Annotated in this window: 15 protein-coding genes; 9 read left to right on the top strand and 6 right to left on the bottom strand. The window is 66.0% G+C overall.

The window, feature by feature from the left end; genetic code table 11:
- The first annotated feature begins 175 nt into the window (after positions 1–175).
- Together JQ553_RS00325 and pdeM are read left to right on the top strand one after the other, a co-directional pair.
- A complete protein-coding gene (locus JQ553_RS00325; protein ID WP_409363028.1) occupies positions 176–2,812 on the top strand; it encodes a ligase-associated DNA damage response DEXH box helicase in 2,637 nt (878 codons plus the stop codon).
- Positions 2,813–2,866: 54 nt separating this feature from the next.
- A complete protein-coding gene (gene pdeM / locus JQ553_RS00320; RefSeq protein WP_212497896.1) occupies positions 2,867–3,538 on the top strand; it encodes a ligase-associated DNA damage response endonuclease PdeM in 672 nt (223 codons plus the stop codon).
- Between the two features lie 41 nt (positions 3,539–3,579).
- On the opposite strand, the gene JQ553_RS00315 is transcribed toward pdeM, so the two are convergent.
- The gene (locus JQ553_RS00315; RefSeq protein WP_212497895.1) at positions 3,580–4,443 is read right to left on the bottom strand and encodes a LysR substrate-binding domain-containing protein; all 864 of its coding nucleotides are present in this window, start codon (positions 4,441–4,443) and stop codon (positions 3,580–3,582) included.
- Positions 4,444–4,550: 107 nt separating this feature from the next.
- Between JQ553_RS00315 and JQ553_RS00310 the strand changes: the two genes are divergently transcribed.
- From JQ553_RS00310 to JQ553_RS00300, 3 genes are all read left to right on the top strand, one after another.
- Positions 4,551–5,477 carry a DMT family transporter gene (locus JQ553_RS00310; RefSeq protein ID WP_212497894.1) on the top strand — a complete coding sequence of 309 codons (927 nt, stop codon included), beginning with the start codon at positions 4,551–4,553 and terminating at the stop codon, positions 5,475–5,477.
- On the top strand, positions 5,474–6,253 hold the full coding sequence (locus JQ553_RS00305; RefSeq protein ID WP_212497893.1) for an MBL fold metallo-hydrolase: 780 nt from the start codon (positions 5,474–5,476) through the stop codon (positions 6,251–6,253). The genes JQ553_RS00310 and JQ553_RS00305 overlap by 4 nt, the downstream gene beginning before the upstream one ends.
- Positions 6,254–6,332: 79 nt before the next feature.
- Complete coding sequence (locus tag JQ553_RS00300; protein ID WP_212497892.1) at positions 6,333–7,670, top strand: NRAMP family divalent metal transporter; 1,338 nt, start codon at positions 6,333–6,335, stop codon at positions 7,668–7,670.
- 42 nt (positions 7,671–7,712) lie between these two features.
- Here JQ553_RS00300 and JQ553_RS00295 read toward each other — a convergent pair whose 3' ends face one another.
- The 5 genes from JQ553_RS00295 to JQ553_RS00275 form a co-directional block, all read right to left on the bottom strand.
- The gene (locus JQ553_RS00295; protein ID WP_249143925.1) at positions 7,713–8,450 is read right to left on the bottom strand and encodes a TIGR02186 family protein; all 738 of its coding nucleotides are present in this window, start codon (positions 8,448–8,450) and stop codon (positions 7,713–7,715) included.
- 41 nt (positions 8,451–8,491) lie between these two features.
- Positions 8,492–9,421 (bottom strand): sulfite exporter TauE/SafE family protein, encoded by a 930-nt coding sequence (locus tag JQ553_RS00290; protein ID WP_212498749.1) that lies wholly within the window; start codon positions 9,419–9,421, stop codon positions 8,492–8,494.
- A gap of 257 nt (positions 9,422–9,678) precedes the next feature.
- Positions 9,679–10,326, bottom strand: coding sequence for a hypothetical protein (locus JQ553_RS00285; RefSeq protein ID WP_312015075.1), 648 nt, complete (start codon positions 10,324–10,326; stop codon positions 9,679–9,681).
- Between the two features lie 300 nt (positions 10,327–10,626).
- Complete coding sequence (locus tag JQ553_RS00280) at positions 10,627–14,046, bottom strand: tetratricopeptide repeat protein (protein WP_212497889.1); 3,420 nt, start codon at positions 14,044–14,046, stop codon at positions 10,627–10,629.
- A 216-nt stretch (positions 14,047–14,262) separates the two neighbouring features.
- Positions 14,263–14,850, bottom strand: a complete 588-nt coding sequence (locus JQ553_RS00275; RefSeq protein WP_212497888.1) for a PadR family transcriptional regulator — start codon at positions 14,848–14,850, stop codon at positions 14,263–14,265.
- Positions 14,851–14,990: 140 nt separating this feature from the next.
- Here JQ553_RS00275 and JQ553_RS00270 point away from each other — a divergent pair, with 140 nt between their 5' ends.
- The 4 genes from JQ553_RS00270 (at position 14,991) to JQ553_RS00255 (ending at position 20,958) form a co-directional block, all read left to right on the top strand.
- Entirely contained in the window at positions 14,991–15,407 is a 417-nt protein-coding gene (locus tag JQ553_RS00270; RefSeq protein WP_212497887.1) for a nuclear transport factor 2 family protein, read from the top strand.
- A 108-nt stretch (positions 15,408–15,515) separates the two neighbouring features.
- On the top strand, positions 15,516–17,306 hold the full coding sequence (locus JQ553_RS00265; protein ID WP_212497886.1) for an acyl-CoA dehydrogenase C-terminal domain-containing protein: 1,791 nt from the start codon (positions 15,516–15,518) through the stop codon (positions 17,304–17,306).
- A gap of 73 nt (positions 17,307–17,379) precedes the next feature.
- Positions 17,380–18,588, top strand: coding sequence for an acetyl-CoA C-acetyltransferase (locus JQ553_RS00260; protein ID WP_212497885.1), 1,209 nt, complete (start codon positions 17,380–17,382; stop codon positions 18,586–18,588).
- Positions 18,589–18,732: 144 nt separating this feature from the next.
- Entirely contained in the window at positions 18,733–20,958 is a 2,226-nt protein-coding gene (locus JQ553_RS00255) for an FAD-dependent oxidoreductase (RefSeq protein WP_212497884.1), read from the top strand.
- Positions 20,959–20,967: the final 9 nt, after the last annotated feature.

Below are 20,967 nucleotides of genomic sequence, written 5' to 3'. Positions count from 1 at the left end.
CAGTACCCCCTCACCCGGATCGTATCTCGCGATACGATCCGACCTCTCCCCGCCAGGCGAGGTGACTTCCAGGCAGCGACTTCGCGTTCTCCGCAAACGGGCGGGCCATCGCGCCACCTGCTGCCATTTTCGTTCCACCCTCGACGAAGCCGCCTGAACGACCTACCTCTTGGGTGTGTCGACGCTTGATCTCTTTTCCGTGACGCCGTCGGAGACGGCCGACCTGCTGCCACGGCCGTTTCGTGCGTGGTTCGCCTCGCGCGGTTGGTCGCCGCGCGCGCATCAACTCGCGCTGCTTGCCAAGGCGCGCGAGGATCGCTCTGCGCTGCTGATCGCGCCCACGGGCGCCGGCAAGACGCTGGCGGGCTTCCTGCCGACGCTGGTAGAGTTGACCGAAGGGATTGACCGTGGCGACCCCGCACACCTAGCCCCGGGGGAGCGTGACAAGGGCGCGCGCGGTGAGACAGCAGGGGCTGTCCGCCCGAACCTGATCTCCACCGGCCGCTCGGTCCGCCGCACCGGCGGACTTCACACGCTCTACATCTCGCCGCTCAAGGCGCTTGCCGTCGATATCGCGCGCAACCTCGAGGCTCCGGTCGCCGAGATGGAGCTGCCGATCAAAATCGAGACCCGCACCGGCGACACACCAGTATCGCGGCGGCAGCGGCAGCGGCGGTATCCGCCGGATATTCTGCTGACCACGCCGGAGCAGCTTGCGCTGCTGCTCGCCTCCGACGATGCGCCCTATCTGTTCGCCTCGCTGAGGCGGGTTGTGCTCGACGAATTGCATGCGCTCGTCACCTCGAAGCGCGGCGATCTGCTCTCGCTCGGGCTCGCCCGTCTGTGGCGGATCGCGCCGCAGATGCGCGCCATCGGCCTGTCGGCGACCGTCGCCGAGCCCGAGCAGCTCGCGCGTTTCCTCGTGCCGCAGCCGGACGGCGCGAGTGCCTCCGCCGATGTCGTCACTGCCGGCGGTGCCACGCCGCCGATCGTCGAGATGCTCGACACCAGGGAGCGCCTGCCGTGGTCCGGCCACAGCGCGCGCCATGCGCTCGGCGAGGTCTATGAACTCATCAGGCGCAACAAGACCACGCTGGTTTTCGTCAATACCCGCAGCCAGGCCGAGATGCTTTTCCAGGATCTCTGGCGCATGAACGACGATGGTTTGGCGATCGCGCTGCATCACGGCTCGCTCGACGTCGCGCAACGGCGCAAGGTCGAGGATGCGATGGCCGCCGGCAAATTGCGCGGCGTTGTCTGCACCTCCTCGCTTGATCTCGGCGTGGACTGGGGCGACGTGGACCTCGTCATCAATATCGGCGCGCCCAAGGGCTCGTCGCGGCTGATGCAGCGGATCGGCCGCGCCAATCACCGGTTCGATGAGGCCTCGCGGGCCGTGCTGGTGCCGGCCAACCGCTTCGAGGTGCTGGAGTGCGCCGTTGCAATCGATGCCATCGCGGAGAACGCGCAGGACACGCCGCCGCTGCGATCGGGCGCGCTCGATGTGCTGGCGCAGCATGTGCTCGGCCGCGCCTGCGGCGAGCCATTTCTGTCGGATGAGCTTTATGCCGAGGTCGTGACTGCCGTCCCCTATGCCGGGCTCGCCCGCGCCGATTTCGACGATATCGTCGACTTCGTCGCCACCGGCGGCTACGCGCTGAAGACCTATGAGCGCTTCGCCCGGATCAGGCAGGACAAGCAGGGGCGCTGGCGCGTTGCCAATCCGAAGGTGCGGCAGAGCTACCGCCTCAACGTCGGCACTATCGTCGAGGAGACCATGCTGAAGGTGCGGCTGGTGCGCTCGCGCGCCGGCGGTACCGGTTCGACCGGCGCGATCGCGCGCGGCGGCCGCATGCTCGGCGAGATCGAGGAAGTCTTCATCGAGGGCCTCGTGGTCGGCGACACGTTTGTCTTTGGCGGCGAGGTGGTCCGCTACGAGGCCTTGGTCGAGGACCAGGTCTACGTCTCCCGCGCCAATGACAAGGATGCAAAAGTGCCGTCCTACATGGGCGGCAAGTTTCCGCTCTCGACCTATCTCGCCGAGCGGGTCCGCAAGCTGCTCGACGACCGCCGCGCGTGGAATGCGTTGCCGGACCAGGTGCATGACTGGCTGTCGCTGCAGCGGAAATTCTCCCATGTGCCGGCGGTGCGCGAATTGCTGGTCGAGACCTTTCCGCGTGGTGGCAGCCATTATCTTGCTTGCTATCCGTTCGAGGGGCGGCTCGCGCACCAGACCCTCGGCATGCTCCTCACGCGGCGGCTGGAGCGCGCCCGCGCCCGGCCGCTCGGCTTCGTCGCCAACGAATATGCGCTCGCGATCTGGGGCGTCGGCGATCTCTCCTTCATGGTCAGGCACGGCAAGCTCGATCTCAACGCGCTGTTCGACCCCGACATGCTCGGCGACGACCTGGAGGCGTGGCTTGCGGAATCGGCGCTGATGAAGCGCACCTTCCGCAACTGCGCCATCATCTCCGGCCTGATCGCGCGCCGCTTCACCGACGAGGAGAAATCGCGCCGCCAGGTGCTGTTCTCGACCGATCTGATCTATGACGTCTTGCGCAAGCACCAGGCCGACCACGTGCTGCTGCGCGCCGCGCGCGCCGATGCCGCCACCGGCCTGCTCGATCTCCGCCGCCTCGGCGACATGCTCTCGCGTATCCACGGGCGAATCACCCACAAGGAACTTGATCACGTTTCTCCGCTCGCCGTGCCGGTGATGCTGGAAATCGGCCGCGAGTCAGTTTATGGCGAGGCATCCGACGAACTTCTGGCCGAAGCAGCCGAGGAGCTCGTGCGGGAGGCCATGACATAACGCTGGGAACAGGACGTGACGGCAAGCGCGCAGGCTTCGGGAGACGAGAACGGCATGCGCGTTTCGAGGGTCACGGTCGCCGACGTCGGCTTCATTGCCGATTTCTCCGGCGCCCTGTTCTGGCAAGAGCAGAGCCTGCTCGTCGTGTCCGACCTGCATCTTGAAAAGGGCTCGAGCTATGCCGCGCGCGGCGTGCTGCTGCCGCCCTATGACACGGTCGCAACGCTGAGCCGCCTTGCCGCCGTGATCGCGCGGCACGATCCGCGCCGGGTGATCGCGCTCGGCGACAGCTTTCACGACCGAACCGCTCATGCGCGATTGTCCGCGCCCGACCGCGAGGCGCTGGCCGCGCTGCAAGCGCGGCGCAACTGGATCTGGGTCTCGGGCAATCACGATCCGGCGCTGCCGTCCGATCTCGGCGGCGTGGTCGCGACCGAAGTCGCAATCGGCCCGATCCTGTTCCGCCATGAGCCGACTGGTGCGAGCGGTGAGATCGCCGGCCATCTGCATCCCAAGGCGCGCGTGCCCACCCGCGGCCGGGCGATCGAGCGCCGCTGTTTCGCGAGCGACGGCGAACGCGCGGTCATGCCGGCCTTCGGCGCCTACACCGGCGGCCTGAGCATCCGCGACGTTGCGTTCGCAAGGATCTTCGGATCACCGGGCTTCACGGCCCATGTGCTCGGCAACGATCGCGTCCACGCCTTCGTTGCGTCGAGGTGTTGTTAGGCCATAGCCCTCGACACAAAGAGGCGACACGGCGCGACTTCTCACGCCGCCTTCGCCTGCACGGTTTCGCAAAAATCCGCGAGCCGGTCCGCAAGCCGCAGCGTGGCCGGGCTCGCATCGGGAGCCGCGACGAGGGCGACTTCGGTGCGGTCAATCGGCGCAAATCCGTCTTTCGCCGTGAGCACGCGATGATCGGCCTGGATCGCCATCTCCGACAAGATGCTCAGACCCATGCCGGCCGCGATCGCGGCCTGAATGCCGGCGAGATTGGACGACGTGTACGCCATATGCCAGGTGCGACCAGCGCTTTCCAGCGCATGGATCGCGCCTGCACGGTAGAGGCAGCCGGAGGGAAAGCCGATCAGCGGCACCGAACCGGTCGAGGTGTCTCGCGGATGGCCCTTGCTGGTCACCCAGTGAACGCGCTCGGGCCACGCCGCGATGCCGCCTTTCTCGCCGGCCGCGCGCTTGAACAGTGCAAGATCAAGCTCGCCCCGCTCGAGCTCGCGCTTGAGATGCGCGCTCTGGTCGGCGCGAATGTCGAGACGAAGCCTGGGGTGCGATCGCGAGAAGGCGGCGAGCAGTTTCGCGAGACGATAGGCCGCGAAATCTTCGGGAACCCCAAGCCGGATCGCGCCTTCATTGTCCGGTCGCGAAAGCACGTCGCGTGCCTCTTCCGCGAGCGACAGCAGGCGTCGCGCATAGGACAGCAGGCGCTCGCCGGCTTCGGTTGGGGTCACGTCCTTGCCGCTGCGGATCAATAGCGGCTGGCCGACGTCCTCTTCCAGCCGCTTGATCTGCTGGCTCACCGTCGATTGCGTGCGATGGACGCGCTCGCCGGCGCGGGTGAAGCCGCCGGCATCGACCACCGAGACGAAACTGCGCAACAGCTCCAGATCGAGCATCGCAGCCTCCATTTGAAAATCAACTGAATGTCAGTCTATCATTTAATTTCCAAATATCAAGCCGCGCGCCTAGATCAGAAGCGAAGGAAACCCCCAGGAGAAGTCCGATGTCCCGCGCCTCCGCGCTTGCGCTTCCCCGCACCCGCTTCAACACGCTTCCGTTGCTGATCGCGCTGTTCTGCCTGCTCTGGAGCTACGCCTTCGTCGCCGGCAAGATCGGTGTCACCGATTGCCCGCCATTGCTCCTGCTCACCGCGCGGTTCTCGCTCGCCGGCATCCTGATCCTCGGCATCGCGGCGCTCCGCGGCGAGGACTGGCAGATGTCCTGGCGCGACATCGCCGTCTTCGCCGTGCTCGGCGTCGCCAACAACGCCCTCTATCTCGGCCTCGGCTATACCGGCCTGAGGACGGTATCGGCCGGCCTCGGCGGCCTGATCGTGTCGGCCAATCCTGTCTTCACGGCGATGCTGGCGGCGGTTGTGCTTGGCGAAGCCATGACCTGGCGGAAGGCCGCCGGGCTGGTGCTCGGCATCACCGGGGTTGCCTTCATCGTCTGGCACCGGATTTCGGTCGGGTCGGACAGCCTGCACGGCATCCTGTTCACGCTGGCCTCGCTGGCCTCGATTGTCGGCGGCACCATCCTGTTCAAGCTGCTGGCGCCGAAAGGGTCGCTGTGGGTCGGCAACGGCATCCAGAACGTCGCCGGCGGCCTGGCGCTTCTGCCCTTCGCCTTCACGCTCAACGACGTCAGCGAGATCACGCCGAGCACGCGGCTCGCAGGCGCCTTTGCGTTCCTGGTCCTTGGCGGCTCGATCCTCGCCTATCTGCTGTGGTTTCATCTCCTGAAAGTGTGTGGCGCAACCGCCGCCAGCGCCTATCACTTCCTGATGCCACCGCTTGGTATGCTCTTTGCGTACCTCGTGCTCGGCGAGCACGTCGAATTTCGCGACCTCGCCGGGATCGTTCCGGTGGCGCTCGGCATTTACCTGGTGACCCACCCCGCGGCCGCCGCAGCGAAGAGGAGTGCGACATGAGTCTCACCATCACCCTGATCGGCGGGCCCACGGCGCTGATCGAGATCGACGGTTTCCGTCTCCTCACCGATCCGACCTTCGATGGCCCCGGCGACTATCAATTGCCGCATGTGAAGCTGGAGAAGCTGACCGGACCCGCGCTTGGCCCGCGCGATGTCGGCGAGATCGACGCGGTGCTGCTCAGCCACGACCAGCATTCGGACAATCTCGACCATTCGGGCCGCGATTTCCTCGGCCAGGCGAAGCGCGTCTTGACGACCGAGGCGGGCGCAAAGCGGCTCGGCGGCAAGACCGAAGGGTTCATGCCCTGGCAATCGACCGAGCTCACGAAGGGCGGGCACACCCTCACCATCACCGCGACGCCGGCGCGGCACGGGCCGGCCGGGATCGAGCCGTTGTCCGGGGATGTCATCGGCTTCGTGGTGCAATCGCGCAAATCCGGCAGCCGCCCGATCTATATCAGCGGCGACACCACCTGGTTCGACGGCGTCGCCGAGGTCGCGCGCCGCTTCAAATGCGGCGTGGTGCTGCCGTTCGCGGGCGCCGCGCAGACCCGCGGGCCGTTCCACCTCACGATGGACACCAACGATACGATCGAGACCGCGCGGGCCTTTGCGGACGCCGTGATCCTGCCGGTTCATACCGATGGCTGGGCGCATTTCCGTCAGAACGCCCAGGATCTCCGCGCATCCTTCGACACGCTCGGCTTCGGCCGGCGGCTGCGCATTCTCGAGCCGGGCGTTGCGACTGAGATCGAGCCATCATCAGGTGCCTGACCTCGCGGATTGAGAGGAGTGAGCGGTTTCATCGGTGGAACCGGCGCATGTCCGGTTCGTTGTCGCGCCGGAGCCGGTCATGACGCAGCACAGGCAAATCAAGCGGAAGCACCATGATAAGGACGGTCATGCGCCGGCGGCCAAGGCCCCGCGCGAGCGGTTCAGCCTCCGCCGCGCCCTGAAGGCGCTTGGCCCCGGACTGATCACCGGCGCCTCCGACGACGATCCGTCGGGCATCGGCACCTACAGCCAGGCCGGTGCGCAGCTCGGTTACGGCATCGGCTGGACGATGCTGCTCACCTTCCCGCTGATGGCGGCGATCCAGGAGATTTCCGCGCGGGTCGGCCGCGTCACCGGACACGGCATCTCCGGCAATGTCTGCCGGCATTATCCGAACTGGCTCCTGGTCGTCGTTGTGACCCTGCTGTTTATTGCCAACACCGTCAACATCGCCGCCGACCTTGCTGCGATGGCGGATGCGGCAAGGCTCCTGGTCGGCGGACCCGCGTTGCTCTACGTGCTGCTGTTCGGCGTGACCTCGGTGGTCGCGCAGATCTTCATGGACTACAAGCGCTACGTCGCGGTGCTGAAATGGCTGACGCTCAGCCTGTTCTCCTATGTCGCGGCGCTGGCCTTCGCCAAAGTGTCGTGGAGCGACGCGCTCGCCGGCGTGCTGCTTCCCCGCATCGCCTGGCGCGCGGATTATTTCACCACCATCGTTGCGATCCTCGGCACGACCATCTCGCCCTATCTGTTCTTCTGGCAGGCCTCGCAGGAGGCCGAGGAGCAGCGGGTCGATGCCACCAAGCATCCCCTGATCGAGAAGCAATACGGCGCGCGCAGGGAATTCTCACGTATCCGCGCCGACACTATCGTCGGCATGGCGTTCTCGAACCTGATCGCGCTGTCGATCATCACCACCGCTGCGGCGACGCTGCACGCATCAGGCAAGACCGACATTGCAACTTCGGCGCAGGCGGCCGAGGCGCTGCGCCCGATCGCCGGCCCGTTCGCGGAAGTGATCTTCGCACTCGGCATCATCGGCACCGGCCTGCTGGCGATTCCGGTGCTGGCGGGCGCGACCGCCTATGCGGTGGGCGAGGGACGGCAATGGCCGGTCGGACTCGCGCGCAAGCCAAAGGAGGCGATCGCGTTCTATTCGGTGCTGGCGCTGTCGGGCGCGATCGGGATCGGGCTCAACTTCACGCCGATCGATCCAATCTCGGCGCTGTTCTGGAGTGCGGTCGTCAACGGCGTGCTCGCCGTCCCCGTCATGGTGCTGTTGATGGTCATGGCGCGCCAGCGGGACGTGATGGGCCGCTTCGTGATCGGCGGGCCGCTCTACTGGCTCGGCTGGCTCTCCACCGGCGTAATGCTCGTCAGCGTGCTCGCGATGGGGGTAGGATTCTTGCTGTGAGTCACGGCCACCGCTTTGCGGCTCCTCACCATGAGGACTGCGTCAATCCTTGCGGAACACGATCGAAGCCATCCAGCCGGTCATCAGCGCCATGGCCGCGGTGACGAGGCCGTAGACAAATCCGTTCTGCCGCGCGGTGGTGGCGACGAACTGTTCGAAGCCGACCTTGACGATCTCAAACGCGGTGTCGGTCCTGGTCACCAGGGCGCCGTCGGCGAACAGCTTGATCTCGACATTGTAGGTGCCGATCGGCACATCGGCCGGCAGCGGAATGCCGGTGCGGAACAGGGTCGGCGTCAGGAAGGTCACGGCAGACGTCGCCTCGCGATAGAGCCCGCGCTCGGAGCGCAGCCGCACGAAGGCGCTGCGGAACGCGTCGTTCGGGACCACGTCGGCATAGTCGGGACCGACGCGCTGCATCAGCAGCACGTTGTTGAGCCCGAGCTGCTGACGCCGCTGCACCTCGGGCGAGGCGATCTGGTCGAACGGACGGTTCGAGAACAGCGCGAGATAGCCCGGCACCTGCAGGAACTGCCGGTAGTCGGTGTTGATCCAAATGCCGAACTTGCGCTCCTTGCGCCGCGTCACCATGTCGGCGCGCGGCCCGCTGACGGTGACGACAAGGTCGTAACTGTCACGATTGGGCGGCGTCCGGGCGTCCTTCTCGACCGACCCGAACAGCACGAGTTCGCCGCCCGAATAATTCGGCGTCACCGTGACGCGGTGGTTGGAAACTGAGACGATCAGCCGCTCGGCATGAACGGGCGTCGTCGCAAGCATGGTGGCCAAGAGGCCAGCGATGGCGAGCGGGGCGCGCGGCTTCATGGCGCGGCTCCGCCGGTTTCGCGGATGCTGAAGAGATCCTGGGGCCGGATCACCAGCTCGACCGCAAAGCGGATGCCGACTGCGAGCACGAGCAGGCCGAGCAGGAGGCGCAGATGCTCGCCGCGGATCTTCTGGCCCGCGCGCGCGCCGAACTGGGCGCCGGTGACGCCGCCGATCATCAGGATCAGCGCCAGCACCGCATCGACCAGGTGATTGGTCACCGCGTGCAGCATGGTGGCGAACACCATCGTGACGAGGGTCAGCACCATCGAGGTGCCGATCACGGTCGAGGTCGGCACCCGCAACAGATAGATCATCAGCGGCACCAGGATGAAGCCGCCACCGATACCCATGACCGCTCCAATGAACCCGATGATGAGGCCGACCACGACGACGGGAATGACCGAGAGGTAGATCTTGGAGCGCTTGAAACGCATCTTCAGCGGCAGGCCATGGATCCAGCCATGGCTGCCGGGCTTGCGGACCGAGACCGCGCCGCCGCGCCGGACGCGGAGCATGGCGCGCAAGCCTTCCCAGAACATCAGCCCGCCCACGGTGGTCAGCAGGATGACGTAGGACAGCGCGATCATCAGGTCGAGCTGACCGAGCGAGCGCAGCACGGTAAAGGTCCACACGCCAAGCGCGGTGCCGATCGTGCCGCCCGTCAACAGCACGATGGCCAGCACCGGGTCGATCGCGCGTCTTCGCCAGTACGAGATCGCGCCGGAGAAGGATGAGGCCGCGATGTGGCTCGCGACAGAGGCGACCGCGACCGCCGGCGCGATCCCGACGAAGATCAAGAGCGGCGTCATCAGGAAGCCGCCGCCGATACCGAACATGCCGGAGACGAAGCCAACCGCCGCACCCATCGCCAGGATGAGGAAGACATTGACGGGAATGTCGGCGATCGGGAGATAGAGCTGCACGCGGGTCGCTTCTTGTTGTCGCAATAAGGGCTCAAGGCCGCTTCACGGCGTGGTGTTTGGTCGAGCTTTTGGCCGGCAAGAAAATCCGGTTGGCGCGCAGGCTGCAGGCGAACGTGGATCGATTGCCGCGTCCCTGAATAACCGAAATCCGCCGAAGGAGGGACTAAAGAATCCGGTGCACGCGGCCTTTTTGCCGCACCTCGCGTCTGATCCCGCGGACGTGGTTGATGATTCAGATTAATGACATGAGCGCGGGCTCAGGGCGGATTGACCGGCGTCGTGACGAGATTCATCGCGAGTGCCTGCTTCGGGCTCAGCCAGCGAATCTCGGAAGTCTGCGACATCGCCTCGACGATCGTCGACGAGACGCCCATCTTGGTCATGTAGCCGAGCACCATGCCCTGCGTGCGCTGGGTTTCGGCAACGGGATCATCCATGGGAATGGGTGTAGTGAAGCGGTGAACGCCGAGCATCGATCCGTGGATGCCGTAGCGAGTTTTACCTCCGGCATAGACCAGAACGCAGGCACTGGCGCAAGAGGAGGCACGTATCCGGCCGGACGCATCGGCCATGCCAACTGCGGTGACGAGTCCGCGCGCGCGGATGGTCTCGCCCATGATGGCGGCCTGGTTCAGCTTGCCGCCATCCGACGACAGCAGAATGGCGTCTCCCGCCGACAGCCGCGCCTCGTCGAGCCGGTCGCGGAACCAGCTCGCGCTCGCCTTGCCGATTTCGCCGCTGATCGCAAGCGTACGTCGGCCGTGGCCCGATCCATCTATGTCCGCACTGGGAATGACGGTCGATGTCATGCTCGCCGAGACATGAGTCTCGCGCCAATAGTCCCAGGCGTCTGGCCGCGACAGGTCCCAATAGGCGCGAATGCCGACGCCCGACAGCAGCAGCACAAAGATGGCTACCGACCAGAAGGAGGGTTTGAAGGCGCCGTGTGGATAATGGGCGGCGTCGGTCCTACGTGCGGGAGCTGCGGGAGGCTGCGCACCGCGTGGCTGCGTCTGACGCGGCGGTACGACTCGGGGACCTGTGGGCGACGAACGGCGGACTTCTGCTCGTTCATTGCGGCGGTCATCGGCAGACAAGCAAAATCCTCCCCGCGGCAGGGGCCGTTCGCGTAATGCGTGCCCATCTATACGGTTGTGTCGTGGAGGTATATGGCGGCGCCAGTCCGCCGCCGCAATCGCCTCTCGTCAGCGAGCGGCGAGGACGGCGCTCCGCCGCGCTGCCTGCTTGGCAGGCTTCGCCGGGACGGCCTGGGCGGGAGCGCTGTCCCAGCCGCCAGCCGGGGCTGCGACCCTGATCGCGTCGCTCGGCTGCGGCTCGGCGGTGAAAGTCTGGATCGCGAGCTTCGCCGCCGCCAGCGACTGCGGATCGAGCCGCTTGACGATGTCGTCGCGCTTTTGGGCGGCATCGGCATCGCCCTGTGCCGCCGCAAGGCTGAACCATTTGAAGGATTCCGCGAGGTTCTGTTCGACGCCGATCCCACGCGCATAGAGGATGCCGAGGTTGAACTGGCTGTCCGCCACGCCGCGGTCGGCCGCCTTGCGGAACCACTGCGCCGCGCTGCTATAGTCGGCGCCCTTGCCGCCGCCATCGGCGGCGAGCACCGCGAGGTTATGCATCGCCTTGGCATTGCCTCGCTCGGCTGCCTGCACATAGTAGCGTCGCGCGACATCGACATCGCGCTGCACGCTCAGGCCCTTCTCGTAGAACGTGCCGAGCCGGAAGATCGCGGGTATTATGCCCGCCTGCGCGGCGCGACTATACCATTTGGCGGCTTCATCGAGGTTGGAGGGAATACCCTTGCCCTCGGCGTAACGCACGCCGACCTCATAGGCCGCGGCCGGATCGCCCTTCAGCGCCGCCGCGCGCAGCACCGGTCCGCCGATGGCATCGGGCAGCCTCTCGCCCGACGGAATCTGGATCGTCGCGAGCTTGCCGGCAACCGACGCCGCTGTCGGGATCGTGCCGGTGACATCGTTGGCGCTGACCGGCGTCGGCGCGATAAATGCTGCGGCCTGTGCCGGGGCCGACGGGATCGCGATCTGCGTGCCGTCCAGCATGTTCGGCGCCGGGCTGTTGTTCGATTGCTTGTCGAGTGGGGTCGGCGACGTCATCGATGGCGAGGGCGACGTGGTCGGCGCGACTGGCGCGGCTGGTGCCGGCGCGGCGGAATTCTCAGTGGGCGCCGGCTGGCTCGGATTTTCCATCGCCGGTATCTGCGGCGCGGCGCCGGTGTCGAGCAGGTTCATCGCCATCTTGAAGGTGCCGAGCACGATCACGACGACGCTCGCGCCGACCAGCAGCGAGCGGATCTTGGAGGTAATGCTCGAAGAGGCCCCCTCGGCTGCGCCAATCTTGAGAGTGGCCTTGGCCCTTTCGGCCTTGTCGGCCTTCTCTTTGGCTTTGGCGGCGGCCTTGCTGGCGGAGCGCGCGGCCTTGTCGTTGACGGGTTGCGCGGCGGCCGCCTGCGCAGCACGACGCGCGGCCGCGATGAAGCTCGACGTCGAGACTGGCTCCTTCTTGCCCGCGGGAATTTCGCTGATCGCATCCTCGGACGCGGCGATCCGCTCCGACGGAGATGGCGTTCGGCCGGTGGGACGGGTGCCCGGCTCAAGCGGATGATCCGGCGGCAGTTCCGGCGCCATCACTGCTCGCGCTGTCGCGGCATGCGGCTCGAGGATCTCGCTGATGGCCCGCGGTGGGACGGGCGGCAGCAGCGGCGGGGCTGCCACCGCCGGCGGCTCCGCGGCATGGAAGTCGCGCGGCGCGGCAGCGAAATGCTCCTGCGCCAGCGCGGGATTGTGCAGTTCGGGCTTCGGCTGCGGCATCACCGGCGGCGGCGTTTCCATCCGCGGTTCGACCGGCGCGGGCGAAGCCGGGGGCGGCGGCGCGGTGCGGACCGTGCGCAGATCGGCCTCGATCATTGCCAGCCGGTCGACAACATGGCCGAGAGCGTTGTGAACCGTTTCCAGCGAATCCTGGGTCCGGCGGTCGGTTTCCGACTGGCTGAAGCGGATGTCCGACAGCTCGCGTTTCATCATGTCGGCGAGGCCGCTGTCCATCATCGGCTGTGCCGAGGGGGCGCCGATGTTACGGGTGGCGTCGGCAAGCGAGGCGATATGGGCGTGCTGGGCCTCGAGGTGCCGCATGATGTCATGCAGCGCCTCCTCGACCCGATCGAGATTGCCGGAGCGCTGCTCGGAAGAGGAAGCTTCCAGCCGCTCGAGCAGATACGACACGCGCTGTTCGAGATGGGCGAACGCCGAAGCGCTGTCGTTGCCGACCTGCAGGCGGTCAATGCGTTCCGAGAGCGTGCGAACCGCGCTCTCGACAGCCTCCGAATTCTCATTGCCGGCCGGCCGCTCGCGCTCCTCCAGCGTCGAGGTCAGCGCGGCGATGCGCCGCTCGAGCGCGGCAACGGCATCGCCGTGAATGTTGGAGTGCGACGCCTGCGCGAGCTGGTCGACCTTGGCCGACAGCGCGTGGACGTCCTCGGAGAGCCGCAGCAGCGCGTCGTTGGAGGCGACGTTCGAGACGATGGCCCGCAGCGCCGCAATCGCGCCCTCGAGCTGATGCATCGTCGAGGGATCGTCGCTGGCGCGAAGGATCATGTCGAGCTTGGCGCCGAGATTGCGAATTGCCTCGTCGTAGCCCGTGAGCTGCTCGGCGGGCGTCAGCGTGCGCAGCACCTCGCGGATTTCGGACAATGCGCGTTCGATTCCGGTGATCGCCTGGCTGCCGCCGTTCTCCTGTCGGATCTCGTCGATGCGACGATGCAGCGAACGGACTTCGTTCTCGATCGATTCGATCGCGCGGCGCGGCATCGCCTCGGTGATAGCCTGGCGGATTTCCGCAAGCTCGGTTCGGAAGGCGGCGATCGATTGCTCGGTATGGTCGGGACGCTGCAGCGCCTCGATCTGGCTCGTGATCTTGAGCAGATGACGTTCGAGCGAGGAGAAGTCTGGTCCGGCAGACGCCGCCGGAGACGGCGGTGCATGGGCGGCCGTGGGCTGCTCCGCGGGCGCCGCCGGCGGCGCGCTGCGCGGCGGCATCTGGCGCGGCGCAGGAGCATCGAGCTCGTTCTGGCGCGCGGCAATTTCTGCAATCGCCGAATCGAACGAGGCCGGGCTCAACGGCGGCGAGGGACGATAGACCTGTGCGGCGGCGCGCTCGATCGCGTCGGCTTGGTGTTGCCGGTCTTGCGGCTGCTCGCCGATTTGCGGCTCGCGGGCGGGTTGCGGCCTGGAAATCTGCGACAGCCTCGCGTCGAGTCGCGAGATGGCGTCGTTCAACTGCCGCGCGATTGCGGGCTGGCCGCGCGGCACTTCCGAACGCGCGTCGCTGCGCGGCGCTGGCTTCGCAATTTGTTCGATCTGGCGGGTGATCGCATCGAGCCGCTGATGGATGTCCGCGACGTCGTGGCTTTCGCGGCCGGGCAGCGGCGGCCGCTCATCATGGGGCGTACGGAAGTCCGGCGGGGGTGCTTCGCCGACGGTGGAATTGAGCCAGTCGTTCAGCGACATGCCGGCGCGGCGCGCAGCCGCCTCGGCCCTTTCGCGGACGGATGGATCGATGCCGTCAACACTCCACGATACGCGCGAATTCATGATTCCGTCCGGTCCCGACTCCGGCGCCCCATTTTGCGCCCACAGCCTCCCCGTGCGTCCCGGTTAAGAGACAATCGAATTTTGCGCGGGTCGTCTGCCTCAGCTCCCGACTTTTTCCCGTCACGGTAAATAACGGGTTAAGGAATTGGACCGCCGAGCCCTAAAGTTATGGAAGTGGCAACCGAATACCCGGCTCGGGACAGGAGCGGGACGCGCTCAGCCACTGCCTTCGCGTCTGTCGTCATCGAGCGGTAGTGCGTTGCCGCGGGTCGCGATCGCAGAGAGCGCGTCGAGGGCCTCCTCGCACCATTCGACCACGACGCGCTCGTGCCGCATCCCGATGCGCAAGCCCAGCATCTTGCCGAGGTCGGCCGGCGGTGCGATGCCATCGGGAAAGCGCTTGTTCAGCAGGCGTTCGTAGCGCTCATAGCGGTCGCGGTGATGCTCGAGCCGCGCCATCAGGTCGGTGCGCAGCGGTTCGATGTCAACGCAGTCGAGCGCGTAAAGCCGGACCAGCAGGTCGTCCTTGATCGATGGCGGCACGCTGGGTCTCGCCGCCCAATGCTTCAGCGCCGCGCGGCCTTCCGCGGTCAAGGTATAGACGAGCTTGTTGGGCTTGCCTGACTGCACCACCTCACGGCCCTGGACATGGCCCTTGTCGCGCAGGCGGGAGAGTTCGCGATAGATCTGCTGGTGGTCGGCCTTCCAGAAGAAGCCGATCGAGGCGTCGAACGTCTTGGCGAGCTCATAGCCCGTCATCGGCCGTTCCGTGAGGCATGCGAGGATTGCGTCACCGAGCGCCAACGCCCACCTCCGTATCTGTTCTCTCGTTGTCCCGAGATCGCTTGACATTATGTGCGATGGTGCATATGCGTCAATATGCATATATGGCGCGACGCGATTGCGGGCACGCTGTCGCGCTCTCTGTCCGCAGGAGACGTCCGATGACCAAGCCGGGCCTCGACACGTGGTACGCCTATATGAAGTCGCACGACAACGCGGCGCTATGGGATCTGCTGCATCCCGACGCGGTGTTCGAAAGCCCGGTCGTGCACACGCCGCAACGCGGCCGCGACGTCACTTTCAAATATCTGACCAGCGCCGCGCGGGTCCTCGGCGGCCCGACGTTCAAATATACAGGCGAATGGACCAACGGCACCGGCGCGGTGCTCGAATTCGAAAGCGTGATCGACGGCATCAGGATCAACGGCGTCGACATCATCTCTTTCGATGCAGACGGCCGGATCGCGCATTTCAAGGTGATGGTGCGCCCGCTCAAGGCCATCAACCTGCTGCATCGGCTCATGGCAGATGAGTTGACGAGGCAGGGCGGCGCAACGTCGCAATCACAGCCCGGATAGTTACTGCCGCAGACCTTCGGAAGCGGATAAGGTCCATCCAAGCGAACCCAGGGAAAGGCCGAACTGCAATCGTCGCAAATGCGACCGCGAGCCGGCCAGGAGAACAGCATGCCGACCTACAAAGCCCCCGTCGAGGACGTCAGCTTCCTTCTCAACGACGTGTTTCAGATCGATCGCTACGACAATCTCCCGGGCTTCACCGACGCGTCGGCCGACGTCCGCGAGGCGATCCTCGGCGAGGCCGCGAAGCTCAGCGAGGAAGTGCTGCAGCCGCTCAATCGCGTGGGTGACCTCGAAGGCTGCAAGCGGGCCGATGACGGCAGCGTCGCCACGCCGAAGGGGTTCAAGGAAGCCTTCAGGCAGGTCGCCGAGGGCGGCTGGCTCGGCCTGTCGGCGCCATCAGAATATGGCGGGCAGGGCCTGCCTGTGGTGCTGAGCCAGGCGGTCAACGAATTCCAGATCTCCGCCAACATGGCGTTCTCGATGTATGGCGGCCTCACCATGGGCGCGACCGCCGCGCTGGTGGTGCACGGCTCGGCAGAGCAGAAGAAGACCTATGTGCCGAAGATGGTCGCAGGCGAGTGGACCGGCACCATGAACCTCACCGAGCCGCACTGCGGCACCGATCTCGGCCTGTTGCGCACCAAGGCGGTGCGGCAGGCCGACGGCAGCTTCAAGATCACCGGCACCAAGATCTTCATCTCCGCCGGTGAGCACGACCTGACCGAGAACATCATCCATCTCGTGCTGGCGCGCATCGAAGGCGCACCAGCCGGCATCAAGGGCGTGTCGCTGTTCGTGGTGCCGAAGGTGCTGGTCAATGCCGACGGCTCGCTCGGCGCGCGCAACGGCGTGACCTGCGGCTCGATCGAGCACAAGATGGGCATCCACGGCAATTCGACCTGCGTGATGAACTACGACAACGCCACCGGCTGGTTGATTGGCGAAGAGAACAAGGGCATGCAGGGCATGTTCGTGATGATGAACGAGGCCCGCCTCGGCGTCGCCGTGCAGGGTCTCGCGCAGTCCGAAGTTGCCTATCAGAACGCAGCGGCGTACGCGCGCGAGCGCGTGCAGGGCCGCGCGCTGACCGGCGCGAAGGCGCCCGACAAGCCGGCCGACCCGATCATCGTGCATCCCGACGTGCGCCGCACGCTGCTGACGATTCGCGCCTTCAACGAGGCTGCGCGCGCCATGGTGATCTGGACCGCGCTGAAGAGCGACGTCGCTCACCGCTCCAACGATCCCAAGGATCGCCAGGAGGCTGACGACCACATGGGCCTGATGACGCCGGTGCTGAAGGGCGTGCTCACCGACACCGGCTTCGCCAACACGGTTTCGGCCCAGCAGATGTTCGGCGGCCACGGCTACATCGCCGAGCATGGCATGGAGCAGTTCGTGCGCGATTCCCGCATCGCCATGATCTATGAGGGCGCCAATGGCATCCAGGCGCTCGATCTCGTCGGCCGCAAGCTGCCGCGCGACGGCGGACGCGCCGCGATGGCGTTTTTCGGCGAGGTCGGCGCCTTCGCCAAGGAGCACGGCGGGAACGAGGCGATGAAGCCGTTCATCACCCCGCTCTCGACCGCGCTCGGCCACCTGCAACAGGCGACCGGCTGGCTGATGCAGAACGCGTTGACCAAGCCGGACAACGCCGGCGCGGCGGCGACCGACTACATGAGGCTGTTCGGCCTGGTCGCGCTCGGCTACATGTGGGCAAAGATGGCGAAGGTCGCGCAGGACAAGATCGCCGCCGGTGACACGACGTCTTACCTCAGCACCAAGCTCGTCACCGGCCGCTTCTTCATGGAGAAGCTGCTGCCGGAGACCGCCGTGCACCTGGCGCGGGTCCAGAGCGGCAGCGCGACCACGATGGAACTGGCCGCGGAAGCGTTCTGAAAATTGTCGACGGACCCCTGCGGCGGCGCTCCGTTCGGCTATATATTATGATCCTCATATCAAGGAGGGCGTCATGCCTGAGGCATATATCTACGATCACGTTCGCACCCCGCGCGGCCGCGGCAAGCCTGATGGCGCGCTCCACGAGGTCACCGCGCTGGCGCTCGCCACCGTGCCGCTGAAGGCGCTGAAGGAGCGCAACAATCTCGGCGAAGACACCGTCGACGACGTCATCCTCGGCGTGGTCGATCCGGTCGGCGAGGCCGGTTCCGACATCGCGCGCTTCGCCGCGCTGAAAGCCGGTCTCGGCGAGAAGGTGCCGGGTGTGCAGATCAGCCGCTTCTGCGCCTCCGGGCTCGATGCCGTAAATTTCGCTGCCGCTCAGATCATGAGCGGCCAGCACGAGCTCGTGATCGGCGGCGGCGCGGAATCGATGAGCCGAGTCGGCATCGGCGCCTCCGGCGGCGCCTGGCCGATGGACCCGTCGATGGCGGTGCCGTCCTATTTCATGCCGCAGGGTGTCTCGGCCGATCTGATCGCGACCAAATACGGCTTCTCGCGCGACGACGTCGACGCCTATGCCGTGCAGAGCCAGCAGCGCGCCGGCAAGGCCTGGGACGAAGGCCGCTTCAACAAGTCGGTGGTGCCGGTGAAGGACATCAACGGCCTTACCATCCTCGCCAAGGATGAGCATATGCGCCCCTCCACGACGATGCAGTCGCTGGCGCAATTGCAGCCGTCCTTCGCCGCAATGGCGGCCATGGCGGGTTTCGACGCGGTCGCGGTGCAGTCGCATCCGGAGATTGAGAAGGTCAATTACGTCCACCACGCCGGCAACTCCTCCGGAATCGTCGATGGCGCCGGCGCGGTGCTGCTCGGCAGCAAGGAGGCCGGCGCCAGGCATGGCATGAAGCCGCGCGCAAAAATCCGGGCGTTTGCCAACATCGGTTCGGAGCCCGCGATGATGCTGACCGGCCCGGTCGACGTCACCGAGAAGCTGTTCGAGCGCTCCGGCATGAAAAAATCGGACATCGACCTGTTCGAGCTCAACGAGGCCTTCGCCTCAGTCGTGCTGCGCTACATCCAGGCCTTTGACATCGACAATGCCAAGATCAACGTGAACGGCGGCGCAATTGCGCTCGGCCATCCGCTAGGCGCCACCGGCGCGATGATCCTCGGCACCGTGCTCGACGAGCTCGAGCGCACCAACAAGGAGACGGCGCTGGTGACGCTGTGCATCGGCGGGGGCATGGGCACCGCCACCATCATCGAGCGCGTGTAACGGCCGTAGGGTGGGTTAGCCGAAGGCGTAACCCACCGCGCCACGGCGAAAGAGGTTGGTGGGTTACGCTTCGCTAACCCACCCTACGAGATCACAGTCAACCGCCGCGCCTGAGATCGGCTGCTGGCACCGAGGGAGCACCACATGGCTTTCAAGAATTTCAAGTTCGAAACCGACGCCGACGGCATCGCGCTCGTCACCTGGGACATCCCGGGTCGTTCGATGAACGTGCTCGACGAGACCTCGATCCGAGAGCTCGAGGAGATCGTGAAGCAGACCACGGCCGATGCCGCGGTCAAGGGCGTCGTCATCACCTCCAGCAAGGAGGCGTTCTGCGCCGGCGCCGATCTCTCGATGCTCGAGGGCATGAGCCGCACCTATGCGCAACTGCTCAAGGAAAAGGGCGAGGAAGCCGCCAACCAGGTGCTGTTCGAGCAGAGCCGCCGCTTCTCGCAGGTGTTCCGCTCGATCGAAACCTCGGGCAAGCCGTGGGTCGCCGCGATCAACGGGCTCGCGCTCGGCGGCGGTTTCGAGGTCACGCTGTCGTGCCATTATCGTGTCGCAGCCGAGAATCCGAAGACCAGGCTCGGCCTGCCCGAGATCAAGGTCGGGCTGTTCCCGGGCGCCGGCGGTACCCAGCGCGTGCCGCGAATCGTGCCGCCGCAGGATGCGATGCAGATGCTGCTCAAGGGCGAGGCGGTCAATCTCGCCAGGGCCAAGTCGCTCAATTTGATCCACGCCATCGTGCCGGCCGCAGACCTGATCAAGGCCGCGAAGGACTGGATCAAGGGCGGCGGCAAGCCGGTCGCTCCGTGGGACGAGAAGGGCTTCAGGCTGCCCGGCGGCCCCGTCTTCTCCAAGATGGGCATGCAGATGTTCCCGGCTGGCAACGCGATCTATCGCCGCGAGACCTACGACAATTATCCGGCCGCCCGCGCGATCATGAGCTGCGTCTATGAAGGCCTGCAATTGCCGATCGACGCCGCGCTACGGGTGGAGTCGCGCTACTTCACACAGATCCTGCGCTCCAAGGAAGCGGCGGCGATGATCCGCTCGCTGTTCCTGTCGATGCAGGAACTGAACAAGGGCGCGCGGCGCCCGGCCAATGTGCCGCCGACCAAAGTCAAGAAGCTCGCGGTGATCGGCGCCGGCTTCATGGGCGCGAGCGTCGGCTACGTCTCGGCCAAGGCCGGGATCGACGTGGTGCTGGTCGATCGCGATCAGGAGAGCGCCGACAAGGGCAAGGCGCATGCGAAGTCAGTGATCGATGGCCTGATCGCCAAGGGCCGCGCCAAGCCGGAGGAGGGCGAGGCCATCCTGGCGCGCATCTCGGCGACATCGGACTACAGCGCGATCTCTGATTGCGACCTCGTCATCGAGGCCGTGTTCGAGGACCGCAAGGTCAAGGCGGACACTTATGCCAAGGCGCAGCCGCTGTTGAAGACGGACGCGATCTTCGCCTCCAACACCTCGACGCTGCCGATCAACTCGCTTGCCGAAGAGTTCAAGGACCAGGGCAGGTTCATCGGCATCCACTTCTTCTCGCCGGTCGAGAAGATGATGCTGGTCGAGATCATCATGGGCAAGAACACCGGCGACGCGGCGCTCGCCGCCGCGCTCGACTATGTGCGCGCGATCGGCAAGACCCCGATCGTGGTGAACGACTCCCGCGGCTTCTTCGCCAACCGCTGCGTGATGCGCTACATCGCGGAAGGAAACGAGATGCTGCTCGAGGGCGTGCCGCCGGCGATGATCGAGAACACCGCCAGGATGGCGGGCATGCCGGTCGGCCCGCTGTCGCTGTCGGATGAGGTCGCGCTCGATCTCGGCTTGAAGATCATGAAGGCTACGGAAGCCGATCTCGGCCCCAATGCAGTCAATCAGGGTCACAAGAAGCTGATGATCGAGATGGTCGAGAAGCAGGGTCGCTTCGGCCGCAAGAACTCAAAGGGCTTCTACGACTATCCCGAGAAGGGCAAGGGCCAGAAGAGCCTGTGGCCGGGTCTTGCCGGCCTGCAGCCCAGGCAACTCGACCCTGACACGCTCAGCGTCGAGGAGCTGAAGCAGCGTTTCCTGGTGGTGCAGGCGGTGGAGGCCGCACGCACCGTCGAGGACCACGTCATCACTGATGTGCGCGAGGCGGATGTCGGCTCGATCCTCGGCTTCGGCTTCGCGCCGTTCACCGGCGGCACGCTGTCCTATATCGACTTCATGGGCACGAAGAAGTTCGTTGAGCTCTGTCAGAAGTTCGAGAAGAAGTACGGCTCCCGCTTCACGCCGCCGAAGCTGCTCGAGGAGATGGCCGCCAAGGGCGAGACCTTCTACGGCCGCTTCCCGCCGAAGAAGCCAGTGGCGCAGGCCGCAGAGTAAGGCGCAGAC

Source organism: Bradyrhizobium lablabi (genome assembly GCF_018131005.1).
GTDB classification, from domain to species: domain Bacteria; phylum Pseudomonadota; class Alphaproteobacteria; order Rhizobiales; family Xanthobacteraceae; genus Bradyrhizobium; species Bradyrhizobium lablabi_D.
This window is presented reverse-complemented; position numbering and strand designations above follow the sequence as displayed.